Source organism: Vagococcus entomophilus (assembly GCF_003987595.1).
GTDB lineage: Bacteria > Bacillota > Bacilli > Lactobacillales > Vagococcaceae > Vagococcus_E > Vagococcus_E entomophilus.
Window position 1 is genome coordinate 716,814 of sequence record NZ_NGJZ01000001.1, and the last position, 23,697, is coordinate 740,510.

Annotated in this window: 24 protein-coding genes; 11 read left to right on the plus strand and 13 right to left on the minus strand. The window is 37.3% G+C overall.

Features of this window, described 5'->3' with window-relative positions; all coding sequences use genetic code 11:
- The 7 genes from fabF to fabT form a co-directional block, all read right to left on the minus strand.
- Positions 1–1,239, minus strand: coding sequence for a beta-ketoacyl-ACP synthase II (fabF, locus tag CBF30_RS03300; RefSeq protein ID WP_126822734.1), 1,239 nt, complete (start codon positions 1,237–1,239; stop codon positions 1–3).
- A gap of 10 nt (positions 1,240–1,249) precedes the next feature.
- The gene (fabG, locus tag CBF30_RS03305) at positions 1,250–1,984 is read right to left on the minus strand and encodes a 3-oxoacyl-[acyl-carrier-protein] reductase (RefSeq protein WP_126822736.1); all 735 of its coding nucleotides are present in this window, start codon (positions 1,982–1,984) and stop codon (positions 1,250–1,252) included.
- A 15-nt stretch (positions 1,985–1,999) separates the two neighbouring features.
- Positions 2,000–2,941, minus strand: coding sequence for an ACP S-malonyltransferase (fabD, locus tag CBF30_RS03310; RefSeq protein ID WP_126822738.1), 942 nt, complete (start codon positions 2,939–2,941; stop codon positions 2,000–2,002).
- A 5-nt stretch (positions 2,942–2,946) separates the two neighbouring features.
- Positions 2,947–3,918 (minus strand): enoyl-[acyl-carrier-protein] reductase FabK, encoded by a 972-nt coding sequence (gene fabK / locus CBF30_RS03315; RefSeq protein ID WP_126822740.1) that lies wholly within the window; start codon positions 3,916–3,918, stop codon positions 2,947–2,949.
- A 99-nt stretch (positions 3,919–4,017) separates the two neighbouring features.
- Entirely contained in the window at positions 4,018–4,251 is a 234-nt protein-coding gene (locus tag CBF30_RS03320; RefSeq protein ID WP_126822742.1) for an acyl carrier protein, read from the minus strand.
- Positions 4,252–4,303: 52 nt separating this feature from the next.
- Positions 4,304–5,296: a beta-ketoacyl-ACP synthase III gene (locus CBF30_RS03325; protein ID WP_126822744.1), complete on the minus strand. Its 993-nt coding sequence runs from the start codon at positions 5,294–5,296 to the stop codon at positions 4,304–4,306.
- Positions 5,297–5,335: 39 nt separating this feature from the next.
- On the minus strand, positions 5,336–5,782 hold the full coding sequence (gene fabT, locus CBF30_RS03330; protein WP_126822746.1) for a fatty acid biosynthesis transcriptional regulator FabT: 447 nt from the start codon (positions 5,780–5,782) through the stop codon (positions 5,336–5,338).
- Positions 5,783–6,072: 290 nt separating this feature from the next.
- On the opposite strand from fabT, the gene CBF30_RS03335 reads away from it, so the two are divergent.
- From CBF30_RS03335 to CBF30_RS03360, 6 genes are all read left to right on the plus strand, one after another.
- Positions 6,073–6,825: a DeoR/GlpR family DNA-binding transcription regulator gene (locus CBF30_RS03335; RefSeq protein ID WP_126822748.1), complete on the plus strand. Its 753-nt coding sequence runs from the start codon at positions 6,073–6,075 to the stop codon at positions 6,823–6,825.
- On the plus strand, positions 6,822–7,736 hold the full coding sequence (pfkB, locus tag CBF30_RS03340; RefSeq protein WP_126822750.1) for a 1-phosphofructokinase: 915 nt from the start codon (positions 6,822–6,824) through the stop codon (positions 7,734–7,736). Before CBF30_RS03335 ends, pfkB begins: the two co-directional genes overlap by 4 nt.
- Before the next feature lie 22 nt (positions 7,737–7,758).
- Positions 7,759–9,690 (plus strand): PTS fructose transporter subunit IIABC, encoded by a 1,932-nt coding sequence (locus tag CBF30_RS03345; protein ID WP_126822752.1) that lies wholly within the window; start codon positions 7,759–7,761, stop codon positions 9,688–9,690.
- A gap of 100 nt (positions 9,691–9,790) precedes the next feature.
- Positions 9,791–10,207: an SRPBCC family protein gene (locus CBF30_RS03350; RefSeq protein WP_126822754.1), complete on the plus strand. Its 417-nt coding sequence runs from the start codon at positions 9,791–9,793 to the stop codon at positions 10,205–10,207.
- Positions 10,200–10,670, plus strand: a complete 471-nt coding sequence (locus tag CBF30_RS03355) for a MarR family winged helix-turn-helix transcriptional regulator (protein ID WP_126822756.1) — start codon at positions 10,200–10,202, stop codon at positions 10,668–10,670. Before CBF30_RS03350 ends, CBF30_RS03355 begins: the two co-directional genes overlap by 8 nt.
- Positions 10,667–11,086: an EVE domain-containing protein gene (locus tag CBF30_RS03360; RefSeq protein ID WP_126822758.1), complete on the plus strand. Its 420-nt coding sequence runs from the start codon at positions 10,667–10,669 to the stop codon at positions 11,084–11,086. The genes CBF30_RS03355 and CBF30_RS03360 overlap by 4 nt, the downstream gene beginning before the upstream one ends.
- A gap of 59 nt (positions 11,087–11,145) precedes the next feature.
- Here CBF30_RS03360 and CBF30_RS03365 read toward each other — a convergent pair whose 3' ends face one another.
- The 3 genes from CBF30_RS03365 to CBF30_RS03375 form a co-directional block, all read right to left on the minus strand.
- Positions 11,146–11,490 carry a hypothetical protein gene (locus tag CBF30_RS03365; protein WP_126822760.1) on the minus strand — a complete coding sequence of 115 codons (345 nt, stop codon included), beginning with the start codon at positions 11,488–11,490 and terminating at the stop codon, positions 11,146–11,148.
- Positions 11,471–12,787 carry a Y-family DNA polymerase gene (locus CBF30_RS03370; RefSeq protein WP_170168919.1) on the minus strand — a complete coding sequence of 439 codons (1,317 nt, stop codon included), beginning with the start codon at positions 12,785–12,787 and terminating at the stop codon, positions 11,471–11,473. The genes CBF30_RS03365 and CBF30_RS03370 overlap by 20 nt, the downstream gene beginning before the upstream one ends.
- Positions 12,788–12,988: 201 nt before the next feature.
- The gene (locus CBF30_RS03375) at positions 12,989–16,666 is read right to left on the minus strand and encodes an InlB B-repeat-containing protein (protein WP_170168920.1); all 3,678 of its coding nucleotides are present in this window, start codon (positions 16,664–16,666) and stop codon (positions 12,989–12,991) included.
- A gap of 295 nt (positions 16,667–16,961) precedes the next feature.
- On the opposite strand from CBF30_RS03375, the gene CBF30_RS03380 reads away from it, so the two are divergent.
- The 5 genes from CBF30_RS03380 (at position 16,962) to CBF30_RS03400 (ending at position 21,193) form a co-directional block, all read left to right on the plus strand.
- Entirely contained in the window at positions 16,962–17,537 is a 576-nt protein-coding gene (locus CBF30_RS03380; protein ID WP_126822764.1) for an NADPH-dependent F420 reductase, read from the plus strand.
- A 285-nt stretch (positions 17,538–17,822) separates the two neighbouring features.
- Positions 17,823–18,734: a sunset domain-containing protein gene (locus CBF30_RS03385; protein ID WP_126822766.1), complete on the plus strand. Its 912-nt coding sequence runs from the start codon at positions 17,823–17,825 to the stop codon at positions 18,732–18,734.
- A 464-nt stretch (positions 18,735–19,198) separates the two neighbouring features.
- On the plus strand, positions 19,199–19,576 hold the full coding sequence (locus CBF30_RS03390) for a GntR family transcriptional regulator (RefSeq protein ID WP_126822768.1): 378 nt from the start codon (positions 19,199–19,201) through the stop codon (positions 19,574–19,576).
- Positions 19,563–20,429 carry an ATP-binding cassette domain-containing protein gene (locus CBF30_RS03395; protein WP_245974994.1) on the plus strand — a complete coding sequence of 289 codons (867 nt, stop codon included), beginning with the start codon at positions 19,563–19,565 and terminating at the stop codon, positions 20,427–20,429. Before CBF30_RS03390 ends, CBF30_RS03395 begins: the two co-directional genes overlap by 14 nt.
- The gene (locus tag CBF30_RS03400; protein WP_126822771.1) at positions 20,426–21,193 is read left to right on the plus strand and encodes a hypothetical protein; all 768 of its coding nucleotides are present in this window, start codon (positions 20,426–20,428) and stop codon (positions 21,191–21,193) included. Before CBF30_RS03395 ends, CBF30_RS03400 begins: the two co-directional genes overlap by 4 nt.
- Positions 21,194–21,256: 63 nt before the next feature.
- Here the strand turns inward: CBF30_RS03400 and CBF30_RS03405 are convergent, their stop codons facing one another.
- The 3 genes from CBF30_RS03405 to CBF30_RS03415 form a co-directional block, all read right to left on the minus strand.
- Positions 21,257–21,547, minus strand: coding sequence for a hypothetical protein (locus CBF30_RS03405; protein WP_126822773.1), 291 nt, complete (start codon positions 21,545–21,547; stop codon positions 21,257–21,259).
- Positions 21,548–21,973: 426 nt separating this feature from the next.
- The gene (locus CBF30_RS03410; RefSeq protein WP_126822775.1) at positions 21,974–22,750 is read right to left on the minus strand and encodes a MerR family transcriptional regulator; all 777 of its coding nucleotides are present in this window, start codon (positions 22,748–22,750) and stop codon (positions 21,974–21,976) included.
- Positions 22,741–23,637, minus strand: a complete 897-nt coding sequence (locus CBF30_RS03415) for a DUF2268 domain-containing putative Zn-dependent protease (protein WP_126822777.1) — start codon at positions 23,635–23,637, stop codon at positions 22,741–22,743. The genes CBF30_RS03410 and CBF30_RS03415 overlap by 10 nt, the downstream gene beginning before the upstream one ends.
- Positions 23,638–23,697: the final 60 nt, after the last annotated feature.

Below are 23,697 nucleotides of genomic sequence, written 5' to 3' on the forward strand. Positions count from 1 at the left end.
TTACTTAGCCTCCCACTTTTTAAAGCAAATAACTGCATTATGTCCACCAAATCCCATGGAATTACTTAGTGCATAATTTACTTTTTGAGCACGTCCCACTTTTGGTACATAATCTAAGTCACAATCTTCACTCGTTTCTTCAAGTCCCGCGGTTGGCGGAACAAAGTCATCTTGAATTGCTCCCACACAAGCCATTGCTTCTACAGCACCAGCTGCACCTAATAAATGTCCGGTCATACTCTTAGTACTTGAAATTGCAATGTTATAAGCTTGATCACCAAAAGCGTATTTAATCGCTGCGGTTTCTGCACCATCATTTGGTGGTGTACTTGTCCCATGTGCATTAATGTAGTCTACTTGTTCAGGCGTGATTCCCGCTTCAGCCATCGCTTGTTGCATGGCTTTTCCAGCACCAGAACCATCCGGAGTTGGACTTGTCATATGGTATGCATCACTCGTTGAGCCATATCCCACTACTTCACCATAAATCTTAGCGCCACGTGCTAAAGCGTGTTCCAATTCTTCTAGTACAAGAATTCCACCGCCTTCTCCCATTACAAAACCATTACGCTCTTTGTCAAATGGAATAGAGGCTCTTAGTGGATCAGTAGCTTCGCTAAGTGCGGTCAATGCAGCAAATCCAGAAATACCGATTTCACAAACAGTTGCTTCTGCACCACCAGCTAAAATTACATCAGAGTAGCCATGTTTGATATTGCGGTATGCTTCCCCAATCGCATTATTTCCAGAAGCACATGCTGTGACAATACACGTACAAATTCCTTTTGCTCCAACACGCATCGCAATATTTCCTGCAGCCATATTGCTAATCGCCATTGGGACAAAGAACGGAGCTACACGTTTAGGACCACGATCATGCATTTTGATGACTTGTTCTTGAATTGTATTCATTCCGCCAATTCCAGAGCTAACCATTACGCCAAAACGATCCACGTCGATTTTTTCTGTATCCAGTTGACTATCTGTTACAGCTTGTACTGCAGCCGCAACACCATATTGTGAAAATAGATCCAAGCGTTTTGTTGCTTTTTTCTCCATGTATAGAGTTGGTTCAAAATCTTTGACTTCTGCTGCAACAGTAATGCCTGTTTCTGAGGCATCAAATTTAGCAATTGGCGCAATCCCTACATTTCCTGCTTTAATATTTTCCCAGTATTCAGCAGCTGTGTTTCCTAATGGGGTAATCGCCCCTTGACCTGTAATTACGACTCTTTTCATGATATCCTCCTTATCCGTTCATAACCATTCCGCCATCAACATTTAGTACTTGGCCTGTAATGTAACGGTTTTTAGCTAGAAAAACTGCTGTTTGGGCAACATCTGCAACTGTTCCGAATTTTTTAAGCGGAATTTGTTGTTTAGCTGCATCTTTGACTTTTTCGCTTAATACTTCTGTCATGTCGGTATCAATGAAGCCGGGCGCAATCGCATTACACGTAATCCCTCTTGCTGCTAATTCTCTTGCAGTTGATTTTGTTAAACCAATTACTCCTGCTTTACTTGCAGCATAGTTTGCCTGACCAGCATTTCCGATTAGACCACTTACGCTAGACATATTAATAATCGTACCTGATTTTTGTTTCAACATCACACTACTTGCTTGTTGAATGGTGTTGAATGTTCCTTTTAGATTGACATTGATTACTTGCTCAAAATCAGACTCTGTCATGCGCATAATTAATTTATCATTGGTGATTCCCGCATTGTTTACCAACACATCGACACTACCAAATGTTTCTTTTGCTTCTGAAATCAGTTTCTTTGCTTGGTCAAAATACTGAACATCTGCAGCTACAAAATGGGTCTTAACACCGTGACTTTCAATTTCTTGAATGAGTTCTTTTGAGGGCTCTTTACGTCCATTAAGAACAATATTTGCTCCTTCTTTAGCAAACGCTAGCGCAATCTCTTTTCCGATTCCCCTTGAACTTCCTGTTACAATAACTGTTTTTTCTTTCAACATTGATATCGCCTCCTTCTAATTTTCCTCATCAATATGAGCTATTTTTCGGATTTTTTCTAACGTTTTAAGATTTTCTACATTTTGAACGGTTACTTCTCGGCTAATTTTTTTTATAAACGCCGAAAGAGAACGCCCTGGTCCAACCTCTATAAACGTATCTATCCCCGATTCAATCATTGTTTCAACACTATCTTCCCAATAAACAGGTGATTTGACTTGTGCCACAAGTGTTGGAATAATCTCTGATTTAGTAGGAATTACTTTTCCAGTTAGATTAGTTATTACTGGAACTTTCATTTCTTCAATGTGTACCTCTTTAAGAGCTTGTTCTAACTTCACCGCTGCTGGTTCTAAAAGCGAGGTATGGAACGGTCCACTTACATTTAAGCGAATCACTCGCTTTGCTCCCAATTCTTCTAAGAGTTTTTCGGCTTTTTCTACCGCAGTAACCTCTCCAGCAATGACGATTTGACCTGGCATATTGTAATTTGCTGGAACAACAATCCCTGCTGCACTTGCTTTTTGGCATGCCTCTTGTACGTCTTGACGGGATAGTCCCATTACCGCAGACATGGCACCTTTTCCAGCAGGAACTGCCTCTGTCATATATCTTCCGCGTTTTTGGACTAACTGAACTGCTTCGGTAAAATTCAAAGCCCCGCTTGCAACAAGAGCTGTATATTCGCCCAAACTTAAGCCTGCAACCATTTTCGGTTTTATGCCTAGACCGTTTAAAATTTCCAATATTGCAACAGAAACAGTTAGAATAGCAGGTTGAGTATACTCAGTTAAATTTAATTGCTCATTCTCAGTAAAACAAAGTTTTGGCATATCATAACCAACTGCTTCAGAAGCTTGGTCAAAAATTGCACGACATTCAGGAAATTGCTCATACAATTCTTTTCCCATTCCAACATATTGTGCACCTTGACCGCTGAATACAAATGCGTAATTCATTGTCTTCACTCCTTTGCTCCTTGCCATTTTGTATTTACATTTTTCATTGTTTCAAAACACTGAGCCATAATTTCTTCAATAATTTCTTGACAGGATTGCCCTTCTTTATTTACAAGACCAGCAATTTGTCCCGACATCATCGAACTATTTTTAGTGTCTCCATCAACAACTGCACGTTTTAGTGCACCTTTTCCTAGCTCTTCTAGTCGTTGCCAATTCGGCTCTTTTTTCCCTGCCTCTTCACGCTCAATTTTTTCATACTCACGCGTCAATTTGTTACGTAAACCGCGAACAGGATGACCAGTTGTAAGACCTGTAACGGTCGTGTCAATATCACGAGCTTTGAGCACCGCTTTTTTAAAGTTAGCATGAATAGTCGATTCATTTGCAACTAAAAATCTTGTTCCAATTTGGACCGCATCAATTCCAAGCATCAAAGCAGCAGCCATCCCACGACCATCCCCGATACCTCCGGCAGCAATAACCGGAATACTTACCGCATCGACAACTTGCGGTACGAGGGCTAAAGTGGTGGCTTTCCCGATATGTCCGCCACCTTCCATTCCTTCTACGACAATTGCATCTGCACCGTCTTTTTCCATCCGTCTTGCTAATGCAACTGAGGCTACTACAGGAATGACGATGATTCCAGCTTCTTTAAATTTTTTCATATATTTACCAGGAGAACCTGCCCCTGTTGTAATCACCTTGATACCCTCTTCGCAGACTAAATCAACGATATCTTCCACATGTGGAGACATTAGCATGATATTCACCCCAAATGGCTTGTCCGTAAGGTTTTTGGCTTTTTTAATTTGCTCTAAAACCACCTCTTTTGGAGCATGGCCAGAAGCGATAATACCGAGTCCTCCAGCGTTGGAAACGGCACTGGCTAAATTTGCTTCTGCGACCCACGCCATCGCCCCTTGAAAAATGGGATACTTGATGTCTAACATTTCACATATCTCTGCACGCATGTAATTTCCTCTTTCTTAACAAAAAGCTTTTTAGAAAAAAAGGTAGCTTTCAAAGCTGAAAAACAGCTTTTAGGCTACACTTTCTTGATATTCGCTGTTTTATTTTTCTGCAAGTTGTTTGTCAACAAATGCGACTAAATCCCCAACAGTATTTAATCCTTCTTCTGTTTCGATTTTTACATCAAATTCATCTTCAATGTCGTTAATGATTTGGAATAAGTCTAAGCTATCAGCGTCTAACTCTTCTTTAAAATTAGTTGTTAATTGTACTTCCTCTTCTTCTTTTCCTAATTGATCCACGATAATTTCTTGTACTTTTTCAAATGTTGTCATTCTATATTCCTCCAAAAATTTATTTTCTTCCATTTATTATTAACAGCTTCGCTTACAGTGACAAGAGTATACTTCCCCAAGTCAAGCCTCCGCCAAAGCCAGTCAACACGATTTTTTGTTTACTTCCTAATGTCAAGGTGCCATTTTCAATACTCTCATCTAATAAGATGGGGATTGTTGCAGCAGATGTATTGCCGTACTGAGCGATATTTGTTAAAAACTTCTCTCTTGGAATTTTGGCTTTTTTGGCCATTCCGTCTAAAATCCGGATATTTGCTTGATGCGGAACAATAAAATCTAGCTCTTCCTTTGAAAGATTTGCTTGCTCTAATACTTCTAAAATACTTTTTGTTGCATCACGTAGAGCAAAATCAAAGATTTCACGACCGTCCATACTCAGATAAGAGAGTTCTTCTTTGGTTAGGCAAGCATTTTGAGCAAATGGCGCTTTCCTGCTTACTTTGCCAGAAGTTAAGTGTTCTCCACGCGTACCATCTGCACGCAGTACTTCTGCAATAAATTGTGACTCATTCTGACTTGCCTCTAGCATAACACCACCTGCACCGTCCCCGAAAAGTACTGCTGTAGATCGGTCTTTCCAGTTGACAGCTTTTGAAAGAACTTCTCCTCCAATGACAATCCCTTTTTGGTATCCGCCCGATTTGATTAGCTTTTCAGCAGTTGCAAGAGCGTAAACAAATCCTGAACATGCAGCACTTATATCAAAGCAAAAAGCATTTTTAGCGCCAATATTCCCTTGAACCAAACAAGCGGTTGAAGGAGTGGCATAATCAGGTGTCATGGTAGCGACAATAATAAAATCAAGCGTTTCTGCTAAATAATGACTTTTTTCAAGTAGCTTTTTAGCTACCTCCGTACACAAGTCGGATGTATCTTGCATATCTGCAATTCTTCTCGCTTTGATTCCTGTTCTAGAAGTAATCCATTCATCACTTGTGTCCATAATTTGGGCCAAATCGTGATTGGTGACACTGTGTTCAGGCACGTATTTTGCTGTTTGAGTGATCCGAACATTACGTTCCATGAACCAACCTCATCTCTTTTTCGTTATTATTCCAAATGATTAGGTAATACTTTTTATTAGAAATTCATGTAAATTATTTAGTCCTTTGATTAATGCTTGCGTTTCAGAATCGTCCATGTCCTTTAGTGCAGCATGCACCATTCCCTTATGGAAATAATCGTGGACACGGTAAACTAAACGTCCTCGGTTCGTTAATATCAGCTGAACCACTCGTCGGTCTTTGTCACTCCGTTTTCTTTCAACATAACCTTTTTTCACTAAATTATTAATGGCCACAGTAAGAGTTCCTACTGTCACAGACAAAATCTTTGCAACCTCAGACGTCGTTTTGTGTTCATGCAAACCAATTGCTTCTATAGTGTGCATTTCCGTAATAGATAAATCATTAAACTGACTTTTCTTTAGCTCTGATTCCTCTATTGTAAGAATATCATTAAACACTGTTACAAGATAATCGTTGATAATTGTTAAGTTGTCTGATTTCATAAAGTCTGCCTTCCCAAATTTACTTTGAATATCAAATCATTTGATGTTCAAACTATATCTTTTTTTTGATTTAATTGCAACCCTTTTTTTCATTTTTAACCAATTAAATAACACGAATATATAATCATATGTTTTTAAATAAAGTTTTATCTATTATAAAAAAACAGGTTAAATGCTTTGTTTATCAAACTATTTTATTTCTGTGCACTATTTTATAAACGTTTTTGATTGTTTTTGATTGTTTTTGACTTATTTTTATGGTAGTATCTTTCATGTGAGGAGGTTTGGAAATGCTTACAGATGAAAGAAAAAATTTTATTTTGAGACAATTAGCCGAAAAAGAAATTATTAAATCTCAAGAATTGGTAAGCATTTTAAACGCTTCTGAATCAACGATTCGTAGAGATTTAAAAGAATTAGAAGAAGATGGATTTCTTGAGAGAATTCATGGTGGTGCCAAAAAAAGAAATACGCTGAGCTACGAGCAGGATATGAATGAAAAATCCTCCAAAAACATCAGCGAAAAGCAAAAAGTAGCACAATATGCCGCTTCTCTCATTAAGAAATCTGAGGTTATCTATTTAGACGCTGGAACAACGACCTATGAAATGATTCCTTATTTGGAAGGGAAAAAGATTTCTGTTGTGACAAACTCTATCTACCACGCTTCTGCCTTAGCTGATTTAAATATTCCTACTATAGTAATTGGTGGCTCGATTAAGATGTCAACCAAGGCCATTTTGGGTAGCTTTAGTATGAAACAATTAGAGCAATTTCGGTTTAATCGTGCTTTTCTGGGGGTTAACGGAATTCATTCGGTTTTTGGCTTCACTACTCCCGACCCTGAGGAGGCTGCGATGAAAGAAACTGCGATGTGTCAATCTGAAGTCAGTTACTTTTTGGGTGATCACACAAAATTTAATACGGTCTCTTTTACTAAAATTGCCTCGATTGAAAAAGCAAGTATTCTTACTGATTATTGCCCTATGGAATCGTTGAAACTAATCAAAAAAAGAACAAAAATCAAGGAGGTTGTCAAATGATTTACACAGTAACACTAAACCCATCAATCGATTATATTGTACATGTCGATAAGCTTGAAATTGGTGGATTAAACCGTATGAAGCAAGATTTTAAACTACCCGGTGGAAAAGGTTTGAATGTTTCAAGAATTTTAAAACGACTTGATGGTCAAACAACAGCACTAGGTTTCTTAGGTGGTTTCACTGGAGATTTCATCGGAAAATGGATTGAGCAAGAAGGAATTATAAATGAGTTTACTTCTATTAAAGAAGATACTCGAATCAATGTAAAATTAAAAGCTGGAGAAGAAACCGAAATCAACGGTTTAGGCCCAGTCGTATCTGATACTGAAATAACTGACTTGAAAGAAAAGTTAGCACACATCACAAGTGAGGATATCGTTGTTCTCTCTGGGAGCATGGCCCCTTCTCTTCCAAGTGATTTTTATGAATCTTTAATCACAATTATTAAAGCAAAAGGTGCTGACTTTATCATTGATACAACTGGTAAAGCACTATTAGAAGCAATTCCACACCAACCATTATTGATTAAACCAAACAATCATGAATTGGCTGAATTATTCCAAACTAGTTTTTCTAAGACTGAGGATATGTTTCCATATGGGGAACAGTTACTTAAAAATGGGGCCAAACATGTGTTGATTTCTCTTGGTGGGGATGGCTCAATTCTCTTTACTAAAGATGGAATCTATCAAGCTAATGTACCAAAAGGAACGCTTAAGAATTCTGTTGGCTCTGGTGACTCAATGATTGCTGGGTTTGTTGGTCAATTCGAAAAAACAAAAGACCCACTTGAAGCGTTTAAGTACGGCGTAGCATGCGGTAGCGCAACTGCCTTTTCTGATGATTTAGCAACTGCTGAAAAAATCCGTTCGCTTATTCCTGAAGTTCAAATTAAAAAAGTAAAATAATCTCAAGAAGGAGAGAAAAAAAATGAATATTAAAGACTTGCTTGTCAAAGATGTCATGATCATGGATTTACAAGCAACAACAAAATCCGCTGCGATTGATGAGATGGTTCAAAAGATGTATGATGGTGGTCGCATCAGTGATATCGATACATATAAAAAAGGCATTCTTGCTCGTGAAGCACAAACCTCTACTGGTCTTGGCGATGGAATCGCGATGCCTCATGCGAAAAACAGCGCAGTTAAAGAAGCAACCGTTCTATTTGCCAAAAGCAACAAAGGTGTAGACTACGAAGCTTTAGATGGTCAACCTACTTATCTATTCTTTATGATTGCTGCTCCTGAGGGGGCAAATGATACTCATTTGCAAGCCCTTGCTGCCCTTTCTCGTTTGCTAATCGATCCTGATTTTGTTGGCAAACTAAAAGAAACAAAAACACCCGACGAAGTACAAGCGCTTTTTCAATCTGCTGAAGATGAAAAAGAAGCCGCTGAAAAAGCAGAAGAAGCTCAACAACCAGCAAGCTCTAAAGCAAATTCAGATCGTAAATTTGTGGTTGCGGTAACCGCTTGCCCAACAGGGATTGCACACACGTATATGGCTGAAGATTCTTTGAAGAAAAAAGCTGCTGAAATGGGCGTAGATATTCGTGTTGAAACAAATGGTTCTGATGGGGTACAACACCGTTTGACCGAAGACGAAATCAAACGAGCTGATGGCGTTATCGTTGCAGCAGATAAAGCAGTTGAAATGCCACGTTTTGATGGCAAACCACTTCTCAATCGTCCTGTTAGTGACGGAATCAGAAAAACAGAAGAACTCATTACGAAAGCTATGAATGGTGATGCCCCTATTTACCATAATACGAAAGGTGCTGACTCTTCTGCTGAATCAGATGAATCAACAAGTGGCTCAACTTGGTCTCGCATCTACAAACACCTAATGAATGGTGTTAGTAATATGCTTCCTTTTGTAATTGGTGGTGGGATTGCACTGGCACTATCCTTTATGATTGACCAATTTATGGGTGTTCCTCATAGCCAATTATCAAACCTAGGTCATTATCACCAAATACCAGGATATTTCAACACGATTGGTAATGCTGCATTTGGGTTTATGTTGCCAATACTAGCTGGTTATATTGCTTCAAGTATCGCAGATCGTCCTGGTCTTGTTGCTGGATTCCTTGCTGGAGCAGTCGCTTCAACCGGTGGGGCTGGCTTCTTAGGTGCTTTAATCGGTGGGTTCCTTGCTGGTTATGTTATGGTCTTTTTGAAGAAACTATTCAAAGGACTACCAAAATCTTTAGACGGTATTCGCACCATCTTGTTCTATCCAGTATTTGGTGTACTGATTACTGGTTTCCTAATGTTATTGGTTAACGTTCCAATGAAAGCTATCAACACTGGTTTGAATGACTTCCTAAGTAGTATGTCTGGCACAAATGCTGCTCTACTTGGCGCACTTCTTGCTGGTATGATGTCAATCGATTTGGGTGGCCCAGTAAACAAAGCTGCTTATGTATTTGGTACTGGAACACTTGCTGCTACAGTTGCAACTGGTGGTAGTACAGTTATGGCTTCGGTTATGGCTGGTGGGATGGTTCCCCCTCTTGCAATCTTTATTTCTTCTTTACTATTCAAAAATAAATTTACACATGAAGAACATCAAGCAGGACTTTCAAACTTAATCATGGGTGCTTCCTTTATCACAGAAGGTGCGATTCCATTTGCAGCTTCCGACCCTCTACATGTTATTCCTAGTTTTGTAGTTGGTTCTGCATTAACTGGTGGTTTGGTTGGTGCAATGAATATTAAATTAATGGCGCCACACGGTGGAATCTTCGTGATCTTCTTAGTAAGCAAACCATTACTTTACTTATTATTTATCGTCATCGGTGCAATTGTTGGTGGGATTATTTTAGGACTTATGAGAAAAACACCAACAGCTAAATAGCTTTTTAAAAACCTATTCTTTTCCAAGAATAGGTTTTTATTGACATACATTATAAGTACACTTATAATGTATGTACATACAATTAAGGAGGACAAATTTTATGAAATTTAATTTTGAACTTACCATTAACTGCTCTGCAAAAAGAGTGTGGTCTTTTTATGAGGATATCAAAAAATGGTATACATGGGAAGACGAGTTACAGGACATCCAGTTAGAGGGGAGCTTTTCACAAGGAAGTGCTGGGAGTATGACATTTACAGGGATGCCTCCACTTACATTTGAGTTGATTTCAGTAATAAAAGAGCAAAAATTCTGTGACAAAACTAGTATTCCTAAGATTGGCGACTTGTATTTTGATCACCAAATAAAAACCTGCGATGCCGGTGTACTAGTACAACATTCTGTTGCCTTAGAAAATGCTGAAATTTCGAAACAAAATATCGCATTCTTAAATAATATTTTTAAAGATGTTCCCCATTCTATGTTAAAACTAAAGGAAGCATGTGAAAATGTCTAACTCTTTCCCTTCCAAATTTGCTAAAAATTCAGAAGCATCTACTGGATTTCTGTTTATCAAGACGTATAATTTATGGCATACACGTATCAAAGCAGAATTGTCACAGCTTGACTTGACTCATCCGCAATTCGTTGCCCTCACTACTCTCGCCTATCTCCTTGAGCATCAAGAAGAAGTCAACCAACGAATGGTGGCTGACTTGGCAGAAATCGATGTCATGACGCTCTCTCAAATTGTCCGCTTACTTGTACAAAAGGCATATATTGAAAAAACAGTTTCAAGACTAGATCCACGAGCAAATGCCCTCTCTTTGACGTCCCTAGGCTATGAAAAAATTCAAAAAGCTGTTCCAGTTGTCGAAAAATTAGATGCACAATTTTTTGGCTTGTTAGGAAGTAAACAAGAAACATTTAGGGAATCACTAAAGCTACTAGTTACTCAAAAAAAGGAGCAAACAAAATGAACGCTACCCGCTACTGGATTGGAGTGGCCTCCTATGATCATGTTTCTACTGGCGTCAAGCAACAATTTTGTCAAGTTTGCCATGGAAAAAGCACACCCCTAAATCGAATGAATACTGGTGATTGGCTTATTTATTACAGTCCAAAATATCATTTTAAAGATTCGGAGCCCTACCAACATTTTACAGCTTTAGGGCAAATCCTAGATGCTGCTGCGTATCAAGTAGAAATGGCGCCTCATTTCCTCCCCTTTCGAAGAGACGTCCGGTACCGAAAAAATATTACACCGCTTGCTTTATCTTTCGTACAACAACATCCTTTGTGGTCAGAGTATCAGAGTCGTCTGAGATTTGGGCATTTTGAAATCCCTCATGAACTCTTTGCCTTGATTGGAAAAGAACTGACAAAATACAAGTAAAAATCGAAGACAATCACACTCAACCTCAAATTTTCAAAAGAGTAGGATTGTTTTCGATTTTATTCTTTAATTGCTATAAATTTAATTGAATCAAATTGTACGGAAGCTTGCTCAATCCAAATTTTAACGTCATCGTATCCTGTGATTTTTCCTTCTATAAAAGGCGCTGCTCCCCTCTCGGCATTTAATTCATTGGTTTGTAAGACGATTTCCTTATTTTTTATTATCGCTAAATCCATCACTTCGCAAATTTGATGAAAACTCATCTCATTTTTTCGTTCAAAGCGCTTTTTTTTCTGCTGAACATTTGTATGGAGCGCACGAGTATGCTCAGATAAATACATCCCCATCCATTTTATGCTGCCACGATCAATGTACGTTTCGTTAAACCGATTTAGTATCATCTTCTTTGACTTCCTCCCCTGCTAGATGCCCACCCACAAGCTTACTGCGCTGAATACTTGTTGCCCCATCCATCAAACTATGCGCATGTAACAATGAAGTAAAGCCAAAGCGCGCTCTCAAAGTATCTATTGTGTGATCTAAATGTTGCGCTCTCAAACTATTTTCAGGGTCTTCAAAAATAGTTAATTGTGTCACATTGCTGGTTGTCAATTTGGAACAAGAGACAGAAATACTTCTAACCCCTTCTCCTTGGTAATATCTATTAAATAACTCAATTATCTCGTGCACTATTTTTTTCGTCTGATTAGTTGTATCTATGCTCATCTGCCTATGAAATCCACCACTAATTTCGTGATAGGCTGTTCCGATTCCAAGACTAACACAAGAAGTTTGTAAACCTTGTGCTCTGAGACGTGTTGTCAGCTGTTCGCTCATTTCTTGTAAAACAATTTCGATTTCACGCTTAGTATGATAATCTTTTGGTAAAATTTGTGAAAGTCCTATTGTTTTTTCTTTTGGGTGATGCCGTTTTTGTATGTCACTACGATCGATCCCCCAAGCGTGAGCATAATATTGTAAGCCCATCACACCGAATTCACGCTTTAGCACATGAGGATCACTGTGCGCGAGATCATAGATAGAATTGATTCCTAAGTAATCTAACCGTTTAGCTGTTCGCTTATTTATCCCCCAAAAATCAGTAATAGGATGAATCTTCCAAACCTTTCGCTTTACATCAGCGTAACGCCATTCTGCTTTAAAATCTGTGGCACACTTGGCTTCATTATCTAAGGCTAGTTTGGCCAGTAACATATTGTCCCCAATACCTACCGTTGTGTATAAGCCTAGCTTATGATAAATTTTTCTTTGAATGTGGCGTGCCAGTTGATAGGCATTTTCTTGATATAATTTTTTGACAGCATCCACTCTCAAAAAAGCTTCATCAATCGAATAGACTAGTATATCTTCATCCGAGGCAAACTCTCGAAAAATATCAAGAATTTCAAGATTTTTCTTGATATATAGGCTCATCCTTGGAGGAACAACTAAAAGTTTTGGGTGATCTGGAATTTCAAACCGTCTGGAAACATTTGAAATCCCGAGCACTTTTTTTGCCATAGGACTTGCCGATAATGTCAGTCCGCCGGCATTTTCAGCATTAGACATGACAACTAGCATGGTTTGCATCGGATTTAGCCCTCGCGCTACACATTCGACAGACGCATAAAAACTTTTTACATCAATGCATAATATATCTAGATGTGGTTCTTTTGAATAATCCATATACATTTCCATCTTTTCACCACCTGTACGTTACCAAATAATTATACGAACACTTGTTCTATATGTCAAGATTATTTCCTTTATCCATATAAAACGAGACCTACAAACGACTTATCAAAAGAACACAATTAAAAAGACTTTCCAAAGAAACGGAGCGTACTTTGAAAAGCCTTTTTAGTCAACCTCTGTGTTTGTAGAAGGTATTTAATCTTTTTAGTTTTTTGTTCTTTTTTTCCAAAACAAAAGTAACCCCAGTAGGAACAATGCTCCACCAAGTGAAGTAATGGTTAAATTTTGTTTACTTTCCCCTGTTTTTGGTAGTGCATTTTTATTATCTGTTGCACGTTTCGCTTCAGCGTTTCCACTCGCAGTATCTGAGGTTGTCACATTCGCTTTATTTTTTTGATAAATGACTGTCTTTTCCTGAGAAAGAGTGGTAAATCTTCCTTCTTGTCCGCCAATAATCCGGTCGAATTGATAGCCTTCAATCGTTAGTAAATGTGAATTCAAGGAAAAAGCTTCCCCAATCTTCCCCTGCAATATGCGATCATCATGGAGACGGTTCCCATCCTTATCTACATAATGAATCGTTACTTGCCCACTAGATTCCAAACCAGCTTCATAAAGATGTGTAATAACCGTAGTGGTAGGTGCAAAGGTCCCTACTACTACTCCGGATGTAGCAACAAAGTGATACCCCTCAATCAAAATGTTGGAGCCTTTGACATTATAAGGTTGACCAACCTTTCCTTTTATAACTAAGGAATCGCGGATTTTTTTACCTTTTGAATCAATATATCTAACTTGGACTTCTCCTGTTTGTTCTCCTGTTGCTTTCTTGTAAGTATAGAGTACCAAGTGGTTTTCCTTGCCAAATGTTCCTTTGAGTGTACCTGAGCTTCCAATTAGGTTATAGTCACCGATTGTTTCTAATTTATAAGCAGAAGTCGAAACATCATAGCTTTCTTCTGATGCGCCACTGATCAATTTATCCGCTGCAATTGTTTCACCATTTTGGTCCACATATCGAATGGTCACACTTCCTGTTGTTTTTTTTATAAACTGTGCCGTAAAAATTTGATCATTTGTGAGCGAATCGTTTGCCTCTAGCAGCTTGGGCGACCACCCAGCAAATTCATACCCAGCATCCGCTTTGGGTGTTGGGATAGCAATCGTCGAATCTTTCCACTTCGTTCCATAATTCACCGAAGTCGTAATCGCATGATCACCGTAATCAAGCGTCCCATTTTCCCCAGGTACAAAGCTAATATTTACTTTTTTATCTTCCCAAACAGCATACAGATCAATATCGGAAGAACCTACTGGAACAGCAACTTCCCCTAAAGAGTAATCTTTTGCCCCGTTCTTCTCCTTACTCCAACCAACTAAAGTCTTGTCCGCACGTTTAAAGATTGCGCCTTTAACCACAACAGTTGATTGCTTAATTGCATCTTGTATCACGTCTTCTGGATGATTAGGATAATCACCCGCATGATACACAATATGAACAAGGTCTTCCTTAGAGGCATAAACAGCTGTTAGCGTGATATTGCCACGAACCTGTACATAATCCCCTGGATAATAAACCGTATTGTCTTGATCGACTTTCCAACCAATAAATACTTTTCCTTCTGGCGGCTGTATGCCTGTGCTATCTTGAACTAGTGCTTTTGTGGTTAAGTTATAAGCATTGTTGTCTAAGGGAACATCACCGTCTCCTTCGCCAAAATCATACGACACATAAAAACCATCTGTAATCCACTTGGCATATAAATCAATATTTTTCGTAATCGGAATCGTATCCGAAAATTCAAAACTAGAAGAGCCTAACTGCCAATACCAACCATCAAACAGTCCTTTTCCCTCGACATATGTCTGACCACGTACATAGTCACTTGGAAAATGAATGTATTCATTATTTTCATAACCCTGTTGCAATAGTTGCGTACCTTTTATAGAGTCAAAATAGCGAACAATATTTTTTGTCGACTCCCATTTTGCGAATAAAGTCAAATCCCCATCTGGCATTTTTAAACTGTTAAAATCAACTTTTTCTTTATAACTACTATCAAAGTACCAACCTGCAAATACATAGCCACTGCGGATAGGGTCATTGGGTGCCGTCAAATTTTCTTGATACTTTTTACTAGTTGTCTCTTCTTGTCCTTGTAAATCACCACCTTGGGTATTATAAGTCAACGTATGTTGATTCCTCAAATAATAGTAGCTCCCGTGTCTAGTGTCTGTCTCTTCTTTTGTATAAAAAGCAAAACCATAAAACTCATCTGGAATGTAGCGATTCGAGATAGAATTGTAGACTTGAGTATCAAAAAGTTGGTAGTAAGTCCCCGCATAGTTTTCACCAGTATCATCAAGTGACTCCATATAGATTTTCCTTACATTTTCTTGATTTCCATTGAGATAGTTCCCAATTAGAGTCATAGACTTTTGTCCATTTGTTGAGATTAAAGAGCTGGTGAGCGTCATGGGGTTTCCAGTTGTAACCGATCCTGCACTATCAGAGCTATCCGGATATTTCCAACCATGAAAGCTAGTAGCGCCACCTGCCACAACAGGAACTTCTGGCCAACGATCTTTAATGTCTTCTCCGTATTTCGCTTGAATACTATAGCGATTAAAATCTGTCCCTTTGTAGGTCTGCCCATTAGCAACCATTTCGGCGTTTGTATTATTGAGTTCAAAGTTTAGTTGGTAAATAGTTCGCTTATAATAAACATTAACAACGGTTTGTCCATTCCCTGATATTTGTTCAGGAGGACTAAATGCATACTCAGAGTATTTGAGTGCCGCTTGTCCTTGATTGTTAGCATTTTTTATACGATCTGCCAAAGATTGATTTATAGTAACGATATCCTCTGATTTAGCATCTTGCTTTACTGTAGACCAAGAAAAACTATAATTTGTCGGATCCGTTCCTGGATCTGATGCTAAGTTAGGCTTTTCTAACCAATACACAATGGTATATGTCGCGTTGACTGGTGTCCAAACTGCATACAATGTGGTGTCTTTTGTTATTGGAGTATCGAAACTATAAGCTTCCTTTCCATCTTTTTCTGTTGCCCAATGTGAAAAAGTATAGCCCGATCGACTTGGTTCTACTGGTTGGCTGGCAAGTGAGCCCTCTTTAACATACTCTGGGCTTATTTGAGTGCCTTCTGAAATAAATAAAACGGTTCTGCCAGGATTAAATTTAGGCACGAGTACTAAATTTTTAGAAAGAGTCGTATCCTCAAAATTTATCGGCGTTTGCGCTGTATCTCCTTCTTCATACCAATAAGAAAAATATTGACCTACAGGTGAAATAGGTTCAACACTACTTTTAGGAATGGTTTGCCCAGAAATCCCCGATTTGGAATCCACTATTTTTCCCGTCTGATCTTTATACTGAACCAGATACGTATTACTGAATCTGGCATAAAGAGTCATCGAGTTTTCAACAGGTCGGCTAAAATCAAATTGTTCCCCCTGTGTTGGGTCTGTAAACCAACCAACAAACGTCACTTGATCTCCACTGGGAGCAGGGCTTCCTGGATAAGAAACAGGGGTATTTTTAGCAACTTGAGTTTGACTAAATTTTTCTGTTTGATTGACAAAAGTCACCGTTAGCTTTTCGTCGCTTGATGCTTTTGGAGCATTTAATTGATTCTGACTGATTGAAGTTCCCACTTCAGAAACCGAAGACGTCGTTTCTAAGGGAGAGCTACTGCTAGACGATGCAGTAGTACTCGTTGTAGTACTTAGATTCTCTTTATTCGAATCCGTATTTTGAACTTCGTGACCTTTTTCAGTAGCATAGACATTGTATACAGGATCAACTAAAACCATGGAACAAACACTGATTAACATTAACCAAACAAACTTATTTTTCATCATTACTCCCCCAAAACAATTAAAATTAGTATTCCTTCATACTTTTAATTAATTCTACTATTAATGTTAGATTTTTCCAAATAATATGGACAGTTGTATTATTTTTAAAATTTATTATACTTTTTATGTAAGATATAAATTATATAAAAATTTAACGTGTAACTCTTTTTACTATCTTATCGCATCAAAACTATTTTTTATTAATCAACTAGTAAGACTTATCCCTTTACTAACTTTAAGTAAGTGGTATAATAAGCTTGTAAATTTATTTTAAAACAACTAGGAGGAATTATTTATGACAACAATTAGTATATTTGGTAAAGGAAATATGGGACAAGCAATTGGCAGTAATTTTTCTGACGCTGGGAATCAAGTAAGTTATGTAACACATGACTCTAAAAAAACAGAATTAGGTGAAATCGTTATATTCGCAGTTCCATATCCGGCTGTAAAAGAAGTTATCGCTGATTACAAACAAGAGCTAGCAGGGAAAATTATTATTGATATTACAAATCCTCTCGACTTTGATACTTTTGATCGCTTAGTCGTTCCAAGTGATAGCTCTGCAGCTGCCTTGTTTGCTACAGAACTTCCAGAATCAAAAGTTGTAAAAGGATTCAATACTACATTTGCTGCGACACTTACAAGTAAAAAAGTGTCAGGTGAACACCAAACAACCGTCTTACTTGCCTCAGATGATGCTGCTGCTAAAGAAACAATTAGCCAATCATTATCAGGAAGCGGTCTGAATGTTGTGGATGCAGGTGCTTTAAAACGCGCACGCGAATTGGAAGCGATAGGCTTTTTACAATTGACTCTTGCAGCAAGCGAAAAAATCAATTGGACTGGTGGGTTTGATCTTTTTAAATAAAATCCTCTTATAGAATTGTCCATTCAAACTTAAAGTGTGTAACAAAGAAGATTTTTTTCTTTGTTACACACTTTTTTGTTATTGGGAAAAGGTCAAGTTAGGGGTCCTACTCGCTTTTAATGATCAAATTTTTCCTCTTCTTGAATGTTCCAAACGATGAGTTATCTAATTTTCATCGTGCACTTTTTTATGTAAAGCCTTAACAAAATGACCTTTTAATATAAATACAAAATACTATAAAATATATAAGCATTTATATTTAAAAATAAAAAAGTAGTTAATGATATGAAGAAGAAAATAGGGATTCTGCTGGGAATCTTTGTTCTATTATTTAGCACTGGTTCACTGGCTGCAACCAGCCAACCTACGCTTAAATTAGAGCAACAAAAAGTCACGACAGACGCCAAGGGCAAAGCGATTATAAAAGGAAGCACCACGAGTAAAACTGAGGTTACAGCAGCTTCCAAAAAAGTCACTGTTAAAAATAATAAGTTTCGCTATATTATTTCGCTGAAAAATAACAAAAGTAAAACCATTAAACTCACTGCAACCAAAGGAAAAAATCAAACACACAAACAAGTAAAAGTGATTGCTTCTAAAGATTTTAAAAAAAAATTAGCACAAGAGGAAGCTCAGAGAAAAGAAGAAGCAACAGCTGCACTTATTTTAGCTGAGCGCACACCGACACGTGAGTATTATGCAGCCGCCGATTGCCAGATTAATACTTTATCTAGCAAACATTTGGAATTATCTGAACGCTTAGCCAAAGTAAAAGAAACAGTTGATAGGAATGAAAGAAACGCACAACAAACAGCTGAAGCAGAAAAAGCGGTGAGTGCAGCAGAAAAAAATCCTACAAATGATACGTATAACGCTGCCATCCAAGCAATTCAAGCCATTCCAGATGGTAACTCTGACTTAACTCAACGCGCGACATCCATCACAAATACTCTCAATGAAAACGAAAAAGAAGCACAAGAACAAGCAAATCGAGCAGCTGCGACTCAAAACTCACAGTCTTCTAGTGATGAACAACAGTATGTAGATGCAAATGGAAATGGGTTGATTAAAGGCTCCAGTGCAGGCATTTACCACATACCCGGAAGTACCTATTACAATCGGACAACCAAACCTGTTGCTTGGTTTAAAACCGTTTCTGAGGCCGTCAATGCTGGCTACCGAGCACCTGAGCGCTAACTAAAAAAGAAATAGATAACTTCTATTTCTTTTTTTTAATATTCTTGATAGACAACGATTGCTTTAAAAGTTGTTATGAGCCGCTAAAATTTCAGCTAGTGTTGCACCATGCCAAATCACATACTGAGTGTTTAGTGACAGCTACTGTATAAGAAATTTTTGTAATTTAGAAATTGCTCCCTGTAAAAATTGATCTGAACTGCTTTTTTTGCTAATAATTGCAACAATTCAGCTTTAGTATAGCCACCACATACAAGTGTCCGTCATTTTTTCGTTCGTACTTTCTCACTTTTTTCTTGTATCAACAGCAAGAAAAGATCATTTTAAACGCTAATTCATTCATTTTTTCCTGTCTTGGCACACCTTAGACAAAAGCCATAGTTTAATTAAAATGTTGACAGCTGGACTCAAAGCATGTATAGTTAGCTACATAACTGATTAACCAATTAAGAAAGGAGACACAGATGCGTTTTGACTATGAAGACTCTACCCCACTTTATTTGCAAGTGGCAAACCAAATTGAAGAATCAATCTTGACAGAAGCTTTTAAAGAAAATGAACAGATTCCCTCGACCACTGAGATTTCTAAAACGTTTAATATGAATCCAGCGACCGTACTAAAAGGGATGAATTTGCTTGTTGATAAACAGCTGATCGAAAAAAAACGCGGACGCGGAATGTTTGTGACAGCAGGAGCTCGAGAAAAAGTTCAGGCAGAACGCAAAATAAATTTTTTTCAGGAAAAAATCCAACCTGTTATTCGTGAAGCACAACAACTTAACGTATCAAAATCAGAACTTTTACTATTAATCGAAAGAGGGTATCAACGTGGCGAAAATTGAATTACTCAATATACAAAAAAAATATCGAAAAAAAATGGTGTTATCTGGTGTTAATTTATCATTTGAAGAAAATACCATCTATGGTCTCTTGGGACGTAATGGAGCTGGGAAAAGTACATTACTGAATATCGTCAACAATCGAACCTTCCCAACAAAGGGACAAGTCTTTTATCGGCAAAAAATCGTTGCTGATAAAACTATTTTACATACGGATTTCTTCTTAACTGGTGACCAAGACCTTTATCATAAAAATATGAAAGTGATGGAAATTTTTAAGTGGACTAAGGAATTTTACGGAGATTTTGATGATGAACTCAGTCAACAACTGTTGAAAAAATTCAAATTAAATCCAAAACAGAAGTTTTCTGCTCTTTCAACAGGTTATCGTTCAATCACAAAATTAATTGTTGCGTTGTGTGTCCCATGTAAATTTATATTTTTAGACGAACCTGTGTTAGGACTTGACGCTACCCACCGTGATCTTTTTTATAAGGAACTCATCCAAACCTATAGTGAGCGTCCAAGGACGTTTGTCATTTCTACTCATCTAATCGAAGAAATCACAGGGCTGCTTGAGAAAATTATTATTATTAACCACGGCAACGTTCTGTTAAATACTAGCTCTGAAGACTTACTAAAACGAGCAAAAATTATCCGTGGTGCCGAAGATAAAGTAAAAGAATTTTGTCAGACACTGTCGATTATCGGAAAAGAATCGTTAGGAAATTATGTCTCTTACTATACGTTGGATCCTCTACCAGATGTTCCGGTGCCAGACGAAATTGACATTGATTCTTGTGATTTGCAAAAGCTATTTATTCTTTTAACGACTGAGGAGGCAGAACAGATATGACCATCTATACCATGACAAAATTCAAATTAAAAAAATACATCCAGCATGCCGGTATTTTCTGGTTAACCATTGCGACCATGTCCATAGTTATTCCAGCAATATTATTTTTTTGTGCAGGAACTTCTGGTACTTCTAGCTTTAGTTTTGAAAATATAGAAATTTTACTCTTTTTCTTTATTGCTATGGTAAGCTCTAGCTTGTCGATACAGTATCTTCCCTTATTTTTTCAATATAATTTATCACGTAAAAGTCAATTTATTTCTTCGGTATTATCGGCCTTACTTGGTAGCACTTTGTTTTGCATAGCTTACTTTATTACTATAAATCTTACGCCACTTCTATCGAATGTTTCGATCAAAAGTGACCTTATCAACTTTTATAGCCATTATTTTTCTAATCATTTAGCAAATCAAGTACTGGTTTTTCTCTTATTTCTATCGATTAGTTATACTCTTTCTATTTTCATAATTGTATTTAGAACAACTTTATTGCTACTTTCAAAGCTACAAAAAATCATCTGCATTGTGATAATTATTGTGATTTCTCAGTTAGTTTCTCTCACATCTACTGATAGTCCTGCTACTTTCTCTCTTACGCTAGTCGAAGTTCTTAAGCATTTGATTGGCTATACTCAAAACGGACAAGAAGTGAGCTTGAATCCGCTAAATCCGGTTGTTTATTTATCCATTTTCACCCTCATCCTGATTGGTTGTTATTATTTCTTGATGAACAAGATCGAAATGCGTCACTTAATCAAAAACTAAAAAAGCGTGAGACAAAAGTTGTCATACTTTTGTCTCACGCTTTTTGGTCTACTCATATAAGATTTACAAACCACGCTTTTTTGCCTCTTCACGAAAAATTTGATATAGCTCTTCTTGCTGTTTAAGATAACTCTTATAGAAGATACCATTCAAAAAGATTGCCATCCATTTTCGCTTACGCTGCAAGCCATAGAAATCTCTATTTTTTAACAACTTTTTGTCCGAGAGTTTGTTTGCTCTTTTTCTCCAAGAATTAATGGTGAATTTTTGGAGGGTAGAAACAAAAGCAAATAACAACGCATAGACAATTACCACTAGTACTATCCCGAATCCGATTAACAATAAAGTTCTCATACCTAACCTCCTTTCCTCAATTAGGAATAATAGCATAAAAAGTGCTCAATAAAAACAATATTGTGTTATTTTTATCAAAATAAATAATTTTCTATTTGTTATCATGATAACAGACAAGAATAATGGCTGCGTATGAAGCTAAGTGGGGCGACTCAAACACGCAATAAAATAAAATTCACTTTATCTTCTTCCACCAGTTTAAATTCTCTTTCAACGATAGACAGTCCAATTCATATCTGACGAGAAGACTCGCTTTTGGGAGCAAAAAACGCTTTTTACGGTCCCTTGTAGAATTCACCTTATAATCTTGCAAAATAAACAGCTGTTACACTTAAGCTACGAGTGAACCCAAAGAAGGATAGCAGTCTAATCGAATCTGCTACTTGCATGATGTAATCGACTAATATACGACAAACTATTTCTTAACTATTCTTTTTTTAGTTTTGCTGTATTTACACAAAAGAAGCAGACTGAATTATAAATAAACACAGGCAAATTTTCCCCTTGAAATTGGTCAAAATAATGGTGGAACCTCTGATCTTCGACGTATTGTCTTGCAATACACTGAAATAGCTCAGTTGAGCATTCCATTAGCCTGTTTAAACAATCATATAAGCACTCAATTTCAGTTTGCACAACCATGTCGTTAATCGTACATCCCTGTTGTTGTGCTTTCGCTATATTATGAAAAATTTTTGTCATACTAGCGTTAATTTTTTCGTCCAAACGCTGTCTTTCTTTTTTATTTAGCTGATCACGTCTGTTGTTATAAGTTTGATAGCTTTCAGTTTCACCATAACGAATTGCAGCTTCTTTTTGATACTGTTGACTTAAAGGCTGTACGTTTGATTGATAGCTTTCAATTTCTAAGAAACTTTTTCCTGAAAGAAATGCATTTAAAGTTTTAATCGTGTCCCCTAATGATTGTTGTTTTTTCTTTAAAAGACTTTGTTGTTTTTTTAAGTAATCACGTTGTAAAGCGTCTGACAAACAGATTACTTCTTTAATTTCATTCAAAGACAAGCCTACGTTTTTAAAAAATAAAATCTTTTGTAATTTTTCTAAATCTTTTTGTGTGTAACTTCTGTAGCCATTTTCTTTTTTTTCTGGCACCAAAATTTCAGCCTCATCATAGTAATGTAGGGTTCTTTTAGACAGCCCCGTAATCTCACATATGTTTTGGACACTATATACTAATCCCAAAATTCTTTCACCTCTTTCAAAATTTCTTTTGCTGGCAGTATTGTTGCCTGAAAAATAGATTGTTGCGTTTTTTCCAAATAGTACTTTACCAAATAGTAACCTAGCGTATATCCTGCTGCGTAAGGCAGATCAACCTGTTCTCCACCTTGGATACGACTGATTTCATCCCCGTAAATATAAGGCAAAACAGCTTGCATCCCACTCAGGTTCAGTTTATCTTTCATTTTTGGCTTGATTCGTTTTTCGACAACTTCTAGTGTATTTTTCTTCACCCAAGGACCAATATATTGTGGTCCGAAAAGACTCTCTACAAAGTTTTCAGCTAATCCCTCTGCAATCATCCATTCTGCTAAAGTAACATCTTGTGACCACTTAATATACTGGTAGCGAATGTTATGATTCATCTCGTGTGCAATTACTGCCTGCAGTCGGTCCAAAGTTTTTTCGTTTGGAACCAAGCTAATCACCATATATCCTGGAATTCCTCCATCCCCTATCAAGCCTTCACTTAAAGCGAGTACTGTGCTATCCGCTCTGCCAAGCAAAAGCGTTAAATTGTAATGAGAAACAGGTGGTAGAATCCCTTCGTGAATATAGCTTTGATAAATCGTTTCTAGTAAATTTAAACTTTTTTCCCAAATTTTCTCTGAACAAATAGCGTTAATTTCCTCTAGCAGTGGTTCGCCAATTTTTTCTGGTAAGTAATGCATCATGCCTAGCATGCTGAAAACGTCAAACTCTGGATCCTCAAAAGGAATCTTTTGACAGTCAAATTTAGGACGAAATCCCTCTAAGACATGCTTACGAAAATAGTCTCTTCTTGCTTCAACCGGCATTTTTAACATCTCTTGATAAACTTTATCTGACCTTATTAATTGTACAACCATAATTCTAACTCCCCTTTCTTGACTTCATCAAGCATAATCTATCACGTAACGTTATAGTCA